Annotated in this window: 13 protein-coding genes; 7 read left to right on the top strand and 6 right to left on the bottom strand. The window is 70.6% G+C overall.

Annotated features, from left to right (window positions below):
• The 5 genes from E9536_RS37600 to E9536_RS37580 all read left to right on the top strand — a co-directional run.
• On the top strand, positions 1-595 hold a 595-nt coding region (locus E9536_RS37600), incomplete at its 5' end, for a tetratricopeptide repeat protein (RefSeq protein ID WP_136472666.1).
• Between the two features lie 199 nt (positions 596-794).
• Entirely contained in the window at positions 795-1346 is a 552-nt protein-coding gene (locus E9536_RS37595) for a hypothetical protein (RefSeq protein WP_060083208.1), read from the top strand.
• Between the two features lie 486 nt (positions 1347-1832).
• Positions 1833-2753, top strand: a complete 921-nt coding sequence (locus E9536_RS37590; RefSeq protein ID WP_048023870.1) for a biotin--[acetyl-CoA-carboxylase] ligase — start codon at positions 1833-1835, stop codon at positions 2751-2753.
• The gene (locus E9536_RS37585; protein ID WP_048023868.1) at positions 2750-3535 is read left to right on the top strand and encodes a type III pantothenate kinase; all 786 of its coding nucleotides are present in this window, start codon (positions 2750-2752) and stop codon (positions 3533-3535) included. Before E9536_RS37590 ends, E9536_RS37585 begins: the two co-directional genes overlap by 4 nt.
• Before the next feature lie 197 nt (positions 3536-3732).
• A complete protein-coding gene (locus E9536_RS37580) occupies positions 3733-3975 on the top strand; it encodes a hypothetical protein (RefSeq protein ID WP_136472664.1) in 243 nt (80 codons plus the stop codon).
• A 16-nt stretch (positions 3976-3991) separates the two neighbouring features.
• Here the strand turns inward: E9536_RS37580 and rfaE2 are convergent, their stop codons facing one another.
• The 6 genes from rfaE2 to E9536_RS37545 all read right to left on the bottom strand — a co-directional run bounded on the left by rfaE2 (position 3992) and on the right by E9536_RS37545 (position 10033).
• Positions 3992-4477, bottom strand: a complete 486-nt coding sequence (rfaE2, locus tag E9536_RS37575) for a D-glycero-beta-D-manno-heptose 1-phosphate adenylyltransferase (RefSeq protein WP_012329309.1) — start codon at positions 4475-4477, stop codon at positions 3992-3994.
• A gap of 152 nt (positions 4478-4629) precedes the next feature.
• Positions 4630-5508 (bottom strand): diiron oxygenase, encoded by an 879-nt coding sequence (locus E9536_RS37570; RefSeq protein WP_034195849.1) that lies wholly within the window; start codon positions 5506-5508, stop codon positions 4630-4632.
• Between the two features lie 465 nt (positions 5509-5973).
• Positions 5974-7200 carry a patatin-like phospholipase family protein gene (locus tag E9536_RS37560; protein ID WP_027789015.1) on the bottom strand — a complete coding sequence of 409 codons (1227 nt, stop codon included), beginning with the start codon at positions 7198-7200 and terminating at the stop codon, positions 5974-5976.
• Positions 7201-7224: 24 nt separating this feature from the next.
• Positions 7225-8007: a PhaM family polyhydroxyalkanoate granule multifunctional regulatory protein gene (locus E9536_RS37555; RefSeq protein ID WP_060349986.1), complete on the bottom strand. Its 783-nt coding sequence runs from the start codon at positions 8005-8007 to the stop codon at positions 7225-7227.
• 88 nt (positions 8008-8095) lie between these two features.
• On the bottom strand, positions 8096-8923 hold the full coding sequence (locus E9536_RS37550; RefSeq protein ID WP_136472662.1) for an enoyl-CoA hydratase/isomerase family protein: 828 nt from the start codon (positions 8921-8923) through the stop codon (positions 8096-8098).
• Positions 8924-9040: 117 nt separating this feature from the next.
• Complete coding sequence (locus E9536_RS37545; protein ID WP_027789012.1) at positions 9041-10033, bottom strand: fumarylacetoacetate hydrolase family protein; 993 nt, start codon at positions 10031-10033, stop codon at positions 9041-9043.
• Positions 10034-10190: 157 nt separating this feature from the next.
• Here E9536_RS37545 and E9536_RS37540 point away from each other — a divergent pair, with 157 nt between their 5' ends.
• Together E9536_RS37540 and E9536_RS37535 are read left to right on the top strand one after the other, a co-directional pair.
• Positions 10191-11066 carry an IclR family transcriptional regulator gene (locus E9536_RS37540; RefSeq protein WP_027789011.1) on the top strand — a complete coding sequence of 292 codons (876 nt, stop codon included), beginning with the start codon at positions 10191-10193 and terminating at the stop codon, positions 11064-11066.
• 113 nt (positions 11067-11179) lie between these two features.
• Positions 11180-12472: a DUF3108 domain-containing protein gene (locus E9536_RS37535; protein WP_136472660.1), complete on the top strand. Its 1293-nt coding sequence runs from the start codon at positions 11180-11182 to the stop codon at positions 12470-12472.
• Positions 12473-12517 lie beyond the last annotated feature (45 nt).

Below are 12517 nucleotides of genomic sequence, written 5' to 3'. Positions count from 1 at the left end.
CCGCGGCTCGGGCGACGCGCAGGCGGCGCTCGGCATCGCGCTCGTCGACGCGCGCGAACCGGGGCTGCGCGACGAGGGGCGCGGCTGGCTGGAAACGGCCGCGACGGCGAACGGCAAGGCCGACGCGCCGGCCGCCCGGCGGGCGCAGCTCGCGCTCGGCAAGGCGTTGCTGCTCGGCAGCAGCGACATGCCGAAGGACTATGCACGCGCCCGCACGCTGCTCGGCGAAGCGGCCGCGCAGGGCGACCCGGCCGCCGCGTATTACCTCGGGCTGATCTATCGCAGCGGCTACGGGATCGCCGCCGATCCCGTGCAGGCCGCGCACTGGTTCGAGGTCGCGTCGCGCGCGGACATCCCGGCCGCGGACTTCATGCTCGCGAACGCGTACCGCGACGGCAGCGGCGTGCCGCGCGACGACGCACGCGCGCTCGCGCTGTATCGCCGGGCCGCCGAGCACGAGTTGCCGGAGGCCGTGCAGACGCTCGCGATGGCCTATCGCAACGGCGAGCTCGGGCTCAAGCCCGACGCGGACGAATTCCACGCGCAGTGGATCGAGACCGCGCATGCGCTGAAGCATCCGGTCGTCGCGCCGTGACGCGAACCCGCATCGCACCGGCTGCCTGACGGGCAAGCCCCGACGCTCCGCGCATCGATCATCCGGCAACGGAATCGATCGCGGCGCGCGGGCGCGGGCCTGTTGCATTGCCGCCACCCGGCCGCTCCCCGTCGATCGGCCGGCGTGCGGCGATGCATTAACATGCAGCCTCACAATAAAACCTGAGAGAACTGCATTCATGTCCCTTCGCCTGTCCGGGCGTCGCGCCGCTGCCGTCGGCGCCGCCGCCATTGCCATTGCCCTCTCCGCCGTGCCGCTCGCTGCATTCGCCGCGCCGCCCGCCCAACCCGACATCTTCAACGCCGCGATCTGCAATCCGCCGTTCACGTCGGACCTGATGGACTCGATCTACAACACCGTCAAGGCCACCGATCCGAAGCCGGACGAATCGATGCTGGGCGCCGCGGTCTTCCGACTGCCGGAGCCGATCCACCGGGACGGCTTCACGACACAGCACGTCGTGTTCACCAGCACCGGGATCGGCGTGCTCGTGGACGGCGAAGTCGCCGGCCAGCTCGCGCAACGCTACAAGCTCGCGCCTGAAAAGGGGCATCTGCTGGGCGCGTCGTCGGCAGGCTATTCGCGCCGCCTGACGGTGCGCGGCCCGGGCGGCGCGCTGATCCTCGTGTCGGCCCGCCAGGGCCCGGCGCTGAAGGGCAAGACGCTGCTCGCGTGCGAAATGACGTCCGAAGAAGACATCAAGGCGCTGGAGCAGATGGAAAAGCATTGAGTCGTGCGGCGGCACGCCGGCGCCGCGCGTATGCGGGCGGCCGCGCGCCGCCTTGGTGGTGGATGCTGGTCGGTCACCGCCGGTTGGTCACCGCCGGTTGGTCACTGCCGGTTCGTCGCTACCGGTCGGTCGCTGCCGATTGGTCATTGCCGGTTGGTCATTGCCGGTTGGTCATTGCCGATCGGTCGCCGCCGGTCAGTCGCCGCCGATCGATCGCTGCCGGTCGATCACTGCCAATCGATCACTGCCGGTCGATCGCTGCCAATCGATCACTGCCGGTCGATCACTGCCGATCGGTCGCTGCCGGTCGACCACTGCCGGTCGATCACTGCCGGTCGATCACTGCCAATCGATCGCTGCCGATCGATCACTGCCGATCGATCACTGCCGGTCGATCACTGCCGGTCGATCACTGCCGGTCGATCACTGCCGGTGGCGCGCGCCGCTCGACGCGCGCCACCGCCCCCTGTCGCTACAATAGGCGCCATGAACGCCCCCACCTCCTCCGACACGCCCGATTCCGGCGACGCGCACATCGCGCGCAACCGGCTCGAGGCGCACCTGGACGCCGCGCCGCGTGCGTGGCCGCTCGACATCGTCGCCGCCACCGGCTCGACCAACGCCGACGTCGCCACCCGGCTCAAGGCGCTGCCGCGCCACGCGAACGCGCTGCCCGCGCCGCTCGTGCGCGTGGCGTTCGAGCAGACGGCCGGCCGCGGCCGGCAAGGCCGCCCGTGGTTCGCACAGCCCGGCAACGCGCTGCTGTGCTCGGTCGGCTGCATCGTGCCGCGCCCCGTCGACGCGCTCGGCGGCCTCAGCATCGCGATCGGCGTCGCGCTTGCGGAGGGGCTGGCCACGCTGCCGCTCGACGCCCGCTCGCGCGTCGCGCTCAAATGGCCGAACGACCTGCTGCTGACCGCCACCGACGACGGCACACCCCGCATCGTCGGCAAGCTCGCCGGGATCCTGATCGAAACCGCCTGGGCCAGCGCCGACGCGACCGCCGTCGTGATCGGTTTCGGCATCAACGTCCGCGGCGCGGAAGCCGTCGCCGCGCAGGTCGACGCGCTGCGCGCGCGCGAAGCGACGCTCGCGAGCGGGCTGCCGCCTGCTGCGCTGTCGATCGCGTGCGCATCGGCCAACCTCACCGATACGCTCGCCGCGTCGCTGAACGCGCTCACGCCCGCGCTCGCGCAGTTCGGCGCCGAAGGGCTCGCGCCGTTCGTGCCGCGCTGGCATGCGTTGCACGCGTATGCGGGGCGCGAAGTCGTCCTGCTCGAACAGGGCGTCGAACGCGCGCGCGGCATCGCGACGGGCATCGACGCGACCGGCCAGCTGCTCCTCGACACGCCGGACGGCATCCAGGCGATCGCGGCCGGCGACGTGTCGCTGCGCGAAGCGCAATGAACGAGCCGCACCTGCTGATCGACGCCGGCAACAGCCGGATCAAGTGGGCGCTCGCCGATGCGCAGCGCACGCTCGTCGAGACGGGCGCATTCGGCCACACGCGCGACGGCGGCGCCGATCCCGACTGGTCGAACCTGCCGCATCCGCGCGGCGCGTGGATCTCGAACGTCGCGGGCGCCGACGTGGCCGCCCGGCTCGACGCGCTGCTCGACGCGCGCTGGCCGGGCCTGCCGCGCACGACGATACGCTCGCGTCACACGCAATGCGGCGTGACGAACGGCTACACGACACCCGAACAGCTCGGCAGCGACCGCTGGGCCGGCCTGATCGGCGCGCACGCGGCGTTTCCGGGCGAGCACCTGCTGATCGCGACGTTCGGCACCGCGACGACACTCGAGGCGCTGCGCGCGGACGGCCGCTTCACCGGCGGGCTGATCGCGCCGGGCTGGGCGCTGATGATGCGTGCGCTCGGCACGCACACCGCGCAGCTGCCGACGCTGACCACCGATATCGCGAGCGGCCTGCTCGCGGGTGCGCAGGCCGATCCGTTCCAGGTCGATACGCCGCGCTCGCTGTCGGCCGGCTGCCTGTACGCGCAGGCCGGGCTGATCGAGCGCGCGTGGCGCGACCTTGCCGACGCGTGGCACGCACCCGTGCGGCTCGTGCTGGCCGGCGGCGCGGCGGACGACGTCGCGCGCGCGTTGACGGTGCCGCATACGCGGCACGATGCACTGATCCTGTCCGGGCTCGCGCTGATTGCGGCCGAAGCCGCGCAGGATTGACGGAACCGGCGCCGGCATCGCGCCGGCGTGCGGCGACGCGGGTCCGGACGGACATGCGGCACGCTGACGAAGCGGTACGCGCGGGGCGGCTGCAACGGCCCGTGCATTCGACCGGCGGAAGCCATGAAAAAGCCGGCCATGCGGCCGGCTCGACTGAATGACGTGAACGACGTCGATGACGACAAGGAGGTTCGACGATGCTGCGCTGGCTGATCGCTGTTCTCTTTCTCGCCAACATGCTCGCGTTCGTGGTGGCGCGCGGCGTGTTCGGGCCGCTGCCGTCGGCCGGCCCGCGCGAACCCGGCGTGCTGTCGCGGCAGGTCCGGCCCGATGCGCTGCGCGTGACGCCGCTCGCGCAGGCGACCGACCAACCCGTCGTCGGTGGCCCGATCGCGCCGCCGGCCATCACGACGGCCCCGCTCGCGGCGTCCGCGCCCTGACGGCGCCGGGCCGTACTCAGGACTGCTGCGCGCGCACCTTCTTCAGCAGCGCGGTGGTCGAGCGGTCGTGCTCGAACGGAATCGCCAGCGCACGGCCGCCCCAGCCGCGCACGAGCGCCGATTCCGGCAGCGCGTCCATGTCGTAGTCGCCGCCCTTCACGAGGATGTCCGGACGGACGGCCTCGATCAGCGACACCGGCGTCTTTTCCCCGAACGTCACGACCCAGTCGACGCTTTCCAGCGCCGCGAGCAGTGCCGCGCGGTCTTCCTCGCGATTGATCGGCCGGTCGTCGCCCTTGCCGAGCATGCGCACCGACGCATCGCTGTTCACGCCGACGATCAGGCACGCGCCGAGCGCTTTCGCGTCGGCGAGATACGTGACGTGGCCGCGGTGCAGGATGTCGAATACGCCGTTGGTGAACACGACGGGCGACGGCAGCGACGCACGCAGCGCGACGAGGGCATCACGGGTGATCAGCTTGCGTTCGAAGGTGGCGGACATGGTGGAGATCGGACGAAATGAGCAACGGCGCGCGCGACGGCGGCGCCAGATAAAAAGCCCGCCGGGCTGGCCAGGCGGGCTTCATGCAACGGATACGGCACGACAGCGCTACCGGCCGGCGCGATTTACGCCGGCGGCGGCGCCTGCCGGCCTCAGGCCGGCTGCGCGGCCGACGACGGGCCGCTTTCGGCCTGCAGGCGGCCGGTGACTTCCTTGCGGTAGCGGTTCAGCTCCTGCGCGGTCGCGAACGTGCGCTCGAACAGGATCGACAGGTTGTGCAGGATCCGCTCGACGACCTTCTTTTCCCACTCGCCGTCGAACCGGATCTGTTCGTCGAGCCAGCGCTCGAGCCATTCCGGATCGGGCAGGCGCGACTGCACGGTATCGCGCGGGAACAGCGCCTGGTTCACGTGCAGGTTGGTCGGGTGCAGCGGCTTCTCGGTGCGGCGCGCCGACGCCATCAGCACGCCGATCTTCGCGAACGCCGCGCGCGCGACGTCGCCGCAGTTGTTCAGCGCCTTCTTCATGTAGCGCAGGTAGGCGCCGCCATGGCGCGCTTCATCGCGCGAAATCGTCTCGTAGATCTGCTTGATGACCGGTTCGGTATGCCAGTCGGCCGCGCAGCGGTACCAGTGGTTCAGGCGGATCTCGCCGCAGAAGTGCAGCATCAGCGTCTCGAGCGGCGGCGCCGGGTCGAATTCGAAGCGCACCGCGTGCAGTTCCTCTTCGGTCGGCACCATCTCCGGCCGGAAGCGGCGCAGGTATTCCATCAGCACGAGCGAATGCTTCTGCTCCTCGAAGAACCACACGCTCATGAACGCGGAAAAGTCGCTGTCGTGCTGGTTGTCGCGCAGGAACATCTCCGTCGCGGGCAGCGCCGACCATTCGGTGATCGCGTTCATCTTGATCGTCTTCGCCTGCTCGTCGGTGAGCAGCGAAGCGTCGAACTTGTCCCACGGAATGTCCTTCTCCATGTCCCAGCGGACAGCTTCGAGCGACCTGTAAAGTTCCGGATAAAGCATGGTGTTCATGATGGTCCCACCCCTGTTCTGCGCAATGCGACTTCTCTAAACGTGACTGTTGCCGCAAAGGCGCGCCAAGCGCGCTTTTTGCGGCCAAGACTGTAATTTTACGCGTGAAACCGACCGGCCGGACGCCGATTGCTCGTCCGGCAGCCGGGCGGCCGCGCCGCCGTTGCGGCATGCCGCAGCCACGCTCCGTGCGAACGGAACCGGCTACGCGCTTGCCTGAGTGGGGGCCGGCGCTGGCCGGCTCGCTGACGAGCCCGCCCCCTGCCCCAGGCGGGTTCCCCGTAGGGCCCCGTGCGGATGCCGGATCGGCGGGCTGTTCGATATGGTGTATACGGCGGCGGCCATGATAGCACGCGTGCATGACGGTTCCGAGACGCCTGCCCGGTCGCGCGCCGCCAATCGCGGTGCGGCGATCGGTCGCGGCCGGCCGTCGCGAAAATGCAACCCCGCCACCCTCCCGGCGCATCAGACCCGTATTTCTCCGGTCGCGAGACCGTCGTCCCGCGGCATGCCGGCGGCCGGCGCGCTGCCGCCGTCCGCCAGCGCGATCCAGCCGGCCAGCGTGTCGCGCTGCGCGCGCCCGTCGCGGTAGCCGAGCTCGATCAGTTCGCGCGTGAACGCCTCCTCGAATAGCAGGTAGCTTGCAAACGACGCGCCGGCCGGCTGGCTGCCGCCGATCGCGCCGAGCAGCCCGCGCATCGTCGCCGGCATCTGCTTCAGGTGTTTAGCGGCGATCAGCTCGATACGCTCGGACGGCGCGATCGCGAGCACGTCGACGTGCCGCCAGCCGCTGTCCACCTCGACCTGGTGCGGCAGGTGCTCGATCATCCGGTTGATGTGCTCGATGCGCTCGATGTCCGAGCCGATCGAGTCGAGGAACACGCTCGCGAGCACCTGCTGGCCGATCTGCGCGAGCGTCGGGTAGCCGCGTACCAGCCCCGTGCCGTTCGCGGCCGGAATCTCGGGCCGCGGGTCGGCCGCACCGACCACGACGATCCGGTGCGCGCCGAAGTGGATCGCCGGCGACAGCGGCGCGATCTGCCGGATCGACCCGTCGCCGAAGTACTCGATCTGCCCGTCGAGCACGAGCGGCACGGCCGGGAACACGAACGGAATCGCCGACGATGCGAGCAGGTGCGACGCCGACAGGTCGACGAGCCGCGCGGTGCGCTGCGCGCGCCGCCACGCCTGGATCGGCTCGGCCGCCTGGTAGAACGTGAGGTGCCGGCCGCTCGAATAGCTGAGCGCCGTGATCGACAGCGCGTGCAGCAGGCGCGCCTCGAGCATCTGCTCGATCCGGTGGAAGCTCAGCTCGCGCTGCAGCAGGTGCGCGAGCGGCGCGTTGTCGAGCAGCCCGCGCGGCGAGCGGCGGGCCGCCCAGCCGAACGTCATCGTCGCGAGCCAGCGCGCACCGGCGGCCGCGATGCCGAGCCAGTCGGTGCGATACACGTAGTCGGCACGCAACGGCTCCCAGAATTCGAGCAGGCGCCGCACGCCATGGGAAAAGTCGTCCGCGTGGCTCGCGATCGACGTCGCGTTGATCGCGCCGGCCGACGAGCCGCACACGACCGCGAACGGCAGCGTATGCCGCTGCGGATCGGCCTCGCGCGCGATCTCGGCCAGTGCCTTGAGCACGCCGACCTGATAGGCGGCACGTGCGCCGCCTCCCATCAGAACGAGCGCGAGCCGCATGATCGACCTGCTATCTGCGCCGCGTCACGTCGAACGCTTCGGCGGACGGGTTTCGGGCGACGATGCGGCCGCCGCGCGCGCCGCGGCCGAACCGGTCGCGTCGGCCGCGCCGGTCGCGCCGGTCGATTTGGCACGCTTCGCGGCGGGCTTGCGCGGCGCGGCGGCGGCCGATGCCGGCTTCGCGGCCTGCTCCGGCGCAGCGGCCGCGTCCGGCGGCGCATCGCCCGGCGCGGCGGGCTGCATGCCCGGCTGCGCCATCGCGAGGCTCGCGAGCTGGTTGAACTGCGACTGCAGCAGGTTCCACCAGCCGGCGGGATCGAAGGCCTGCGCGGCGTCGCCCGCGGCTGCATCCGCGGCGGAAGCATCGGCATCCTCCGCCGCCGGCGCATCGCCCGGCGCAGCCGACGCGGATTTCGCCGCATGCGCCGCCGCGACGGCCGCCTCCTCGGCCGCCGACATCGAGCTCTGCGCGAACGCGCCGAACGCACGCAGCGTCGCGAGCGTCGCGCGCTGCACCTCGAGCGCCTGGATCGCCGACTGCAGCATCCCGAGATTGAGCTTCAGCCACTGCTCGACCGCGCGCAGGTCGGTGATGCGCTTGTCGAGTTCCTCGACGCTCGTGAGCGGCGCCATCATGTCGGACATGCTCGACAGCGACGGCGGCAGCCCATGCGCGCCGCCCGGAAACGGCGTCATCGCGCCGAACGGCGACATCCGCATCATGTCCCACATCCGGTCCATCATGTCGGCGGGCTTGAAGCCGGCAAAGCCGGCGAAAGGATTGGAGCCGGGGGCATCGGTCGTCATACGGGCATCCTGGTTGACTGGGTGAGGACGAGGCGGCCGCCATGGGTCGCGCGAGCCGCGCCTGGATCGATCATAGCGCCGGCGCGTGTCAGAACGGGGCGTCGCCGGGGAACTCGGGTGGACGCCGCTCGCGCAACGACCGGAGGCCTTCCTGCACGTCGGGCCCGGCAAACCCCATGAATTCGAGCGCAAGCGACGTATCGAAGGTCGGCCCGGCCGTGCGCAGCCAGTTGTTCAATGCGTACTTGGTCCAGCGGATCGCCGACTGCGAACCGTGGGCGAGCCGCTCGGCCACTTCGTACGCCTTCGGCAGCAGGTCGGCCGGCTCGACCGTGAGCGACACCAGCCCGATCCGCTCGGCCTCCTCGCCGCTCACCGGTTCGCACAGCAGCAGGTAGTACTTCGCCTTCGCCATCCCGCACAGCAGCGGCCACACGATCGCCGCGTGGTCGCCGGCCGCGACGCCGAGGCGCGTGTGGCCGTCGATGATGCGCGCGTCCTTCGCGGCGATCGAGATGTCGGCGAGCAGCCCGGCGACGAGCCCCGCGCCGACGGCCGGGCCATGCATCGCCGATACGATCGGCTTGCTGCAGTTGATCACGTTGTAGACGAGGTCGCGCGCCTCGCGCCACACGCGGGAGCGCACGTCGAAGTCGTTCGCCATGTCCTCGACGAGCGCGAGATCGCCGCCCGCCGAGAAGCCCTTGCCTTCGCCGCGGATCACCGCGACGCGCGTGTCGGGATCGCGGTCGACGTCGCGCCAGATGTCGGCGAGCTCGCGATGCATGCCCGCGTTCGCGGTCGCGAGGCCGCTGCGGTTCGCCCCCTCGCCGCTCATCACGATGTCGAGCACGCCATGGTCGCGGCGCGTCACCTTCAGTGCTTCGTAACCGCCGTATGCGGCGAGATCGGCCATGTGCCGCTCCTTCGAGTCGAGGCTCTTGAATCGAGTGTAGCCAAGCCCGCGCGGACAAACATCAGGCGAAACCCGGCGCGCAGGCCGAAGCCGGGTTTCGCGCAAGCGCCGCGCCGCTTACGCCGCGCCGTCGGGCGGGGCGACCGACTGCTCGATCGCACCGAAGATCGACTTGCCGGCCGCGTCGAACATCTCGATGCGCACGGTATCGCCGTAGCGCATGAATTCGGTCTGCGGCGCGCCATGCTCGATCGTCTCGAGGCAGCGCTTCTCGGCGATGCAGCAGTAGCCGCGCTTCGCGTCCTTGTTCGACACCGTGCCCGAGCCGACGATCGACCCGGCGCGCAGGTTGCGCGTCTTCGCCGCGTGCGCGACCAGCTGGCCGAAGTGAAACACCATGTCGGTGCCCGCATCGGGCTGGCCGACCTTCCTGCCGTTCCAGTGGACGATCATCGGCCGGTGCACGCGGCCTTCGCGCCATTCGTCACCGAGCTCGTCGGGCGTCACGGCGACCGGCGCAAATGCGGTGGCCGGCTTGCTCTGGAAGAAGCCGAAGCCCTTCGCGAGCTCGGCCGGAATCAGGTTGCGCAGCGACACGTCGTTCACCAGCGTGACGAGCCGGACGGCCTTCAGCGCTTCGTCGGGCGACGCACTCATCCGCACGTCGCCGGTGATCACCGCGACTTCCGCCTCGAAATCGATGCCCCACTCCTCCGACGGGCACACGACGTCGTCGCGCGCGCCGAGGAAATCGTCGCTGCCGCCCTGGTACATCAGCGGGTCGGTCCAGAATTCGGGCGGCATCTCGGCGCCGCGCGCGCGGCGCACGAGCTCGACGTGGTTCACGTACGCGGAGCCGTCGGCCCACTGGAACGCGCGCGGCAGCGGCGCCATGCAGTTGGCCGGATCGAATGCGAACGCATTGCGCGCGCGGCCGTGGTTCAGCGCGTCGTACAGGTCGCGCAGCTGCGGCGCGTAGAACGCCCAGTCGTCGAGGACACGCTGCAACGTCGGCGCGATCGCGTCGGCGATCGCCGCGGTGTGCAGGTCGCGCGACACGACGATCAGCTGGCCGTCGCGCGTGCCGTCCTTCAGCGAAGCAAGTTTCATAAGGGGGACTCTGCCGTTGTAGTGACGATGGAGGGAATCTATTTTACGATGGTGAATCCCGGCGGCGCGCCACGATCGTGCACGCCGTTTTCGCCCCGATTTTTCGCCCCCGATTTTTCACCCCCATTCCTGCCGCATTTTCGCGCACCCGCCGCCCATGCCCGCCAGCCCGCTTCCCGATGACGATCTCGCCGACTCCGACACCGACGACGCCGCTTCCGGCGAGCACGGCGAAAACAGCGAGAAAGTCCGTTCCGGCATCCAGTCGATCGAGGTCGGCTTCCGGCTGCTCGACGTGCTGACGAGCGAGCCGCGCGCGATGATGCTGCGCGACCTCGCGCAGCGCGCGGGCATGAGTCCTGCGAAGGCGCACCGCTACCTGGTCAGCTTCTCGCGTCTCGGCGTGGTGTCGCAGGACCCCGTCTCGGGCCGCTACGAGCTCGGCGGCTTCGCGCTGCAGATGGGGCTCGCGCGGCTCGCGCGCGTCGACGGCGTGAAGCTCGCGCGGATCGCGCTGACCGAATTCCGCGACCGCCTCGACCAGACGGTCGGCATCGCGGTGTGGGGCAACCAGGGGCCGACGATCGTGCACTGGATGGAATCGAGCCACCCGGCGAAGGCGTCGCTGAAGCTCGGCGACGTGATGCCGCTGCTCGGCTCCGCGACGGGCCTGCTGTTCGCCGCGTACCTGCCGCGCAGCAAGACCGCCGCGATGCTCGAGCGCGAACTCGCCGATACGCGCCGCTCGCCGCACCATGGCGGCCCGCGCACGCTCGACGAGGTCGAGGCGGTGCTCGCCGACGTGCGCAAGCACGAGGCCGCGCGCGTCGAGGGGATGCTGCTGCCGACGATCCACGCGTTCTGCATGCCCGTGTTCGATGCGGTCGGCGAACTCGCGCTCGCCATCGTCGCGCTCGGCCAGGAAGGCTCGTTCGACATTGCATGGGGCGGCGAGATCGACACGGCGTTGCGCGCATGCGCGCAGAAACTGTCTTACGAACTCGGCTATAGTCCCGACGCGCGCGACGCCTGACGCATTCCGCCCCCGTCACGGCACGCGCGCGAACGCGCGGCGCATTCGACAGTCCGATTCCTGTGGCGCGCGCCGCGCGCCCGACATCACGCGAGCGCCCCGATCCTGTTCCGATGCCCATGCAGCCTGCCGACATCCGCCCGAGTCACGCCTTGCCCCGCCGCTGGCTGCGCGTGGGCATCGCGCTCGTCGTCGTGCTGGTGCTGCACGCGCTCGCCGCGTTCTGGCTGATGCGCAACCGCGACGCGTTCACGCCGCCCGCGCCCGCCGAAGTCCCCGTGCAGATCGAGCTGCTGAAACCGCAGCCGATCGAGCGCCAGCCCGCGCCACCTGCGCCGAAGCCGGTCGAGCATCCGGCCGCGCCCGCCCCGGCGGCCCCCAGGGCCGCCGCGCCGAAACCCGCGCCGGCGCCGGTCCTCACGTCGACGCAAACGGCCGAACACGGCGAGCCGCCGGCCGCCGCGTCCGCGGCGAGTGGCGTACCGGGCGCCTCGGGCGCGCTCGCCGCGTCGGCCGCGGGTGCCGCCAGCGCCACGACACCGGGCCCCGCGACGAACGGCGTGAAGTTCATCGCGCCGCCCTCCGGCGACCTGCAGTACGACACGTTCTACAATGGCATGCAGAACATGATCGGCACGATCCACTGGCGTACAGACGGGCGCACCTACGACCTGTCGGTGTCGATGCCCGTGCCGTTCGTCGGCCCGTTCGCCTATCGCAGCGAAGGCCGCATCGACGCGTTCGGCGTCGCGCCCGACCGTTATGTCGAGAAGCGCGGCAAGCGTCCGGAAGACATCGCGATCTTCAATCGCGAGATCCGGCAGGTCGTGTTCACGCGCACGCCGAACAACGCACCGTTGCCCGACGGCATACAGGACCGCTTCAGCATGCTGATGCAGCTGTCGGGGCTCGTGCGCGGCAATCCGTCTGCGTACAAGCCGGGCGTCACGCAGCAGTTCTTCGTGATCGACAACAACAGCGGCGAGACCTGGCCGATCACCGTGATCGGCGACGAGCAGGTGCAGACGCAGGCCGGCATCATCGGCGCGCGGCACTTCATGCGCCTGCCGCGGCGCAACGGCGACACGCGCCGCATCGACATGTGGCTCGCACCGTCGCTCGGCTGGCTGCCCGCGCGGCTCGTGCAGACCGAACCGAACGGCGCGCAGATCGAACTGTTGTGGCACGGCCCGCTCGCGGCGCCGGGCGCGCCGTCCGACGAGACACCGGCAGGCGGCGCCACGCATGCGCCCGCCGCTGCACCGGCGCCCGAACCGTCGGCCGCACCGGCCGCCGAACCGGCACAACCCGCGCCGCCCGCCGCCGTGCAACCGCCGGCATCACCGGCTGCACAACCGGCTGCACCGCCCGCATCTTCGCCTGTCACATCGCCTGTCACACAGTGAACTCGCGCGCGAATGCGCGTGATTCGGCAATTTCGACCGATTACA

It is taken from the genome of Burkholderia sp. LS-044, from assembly GCF_004803625.1.
In the GTDB taxonomy this organism is placed as follows: Bacteria; Pseudomonadota; Gammaproteobacteria; order Burkholderiales; family Burkholderiaceae; genus Burkholderia; species Burkholderia cepacia.
The sequence above is the reverse complement of the archived record's forward strand: the minus strand, read 5'-3'. Positions and strand labels throughout refer to the sequence as shown.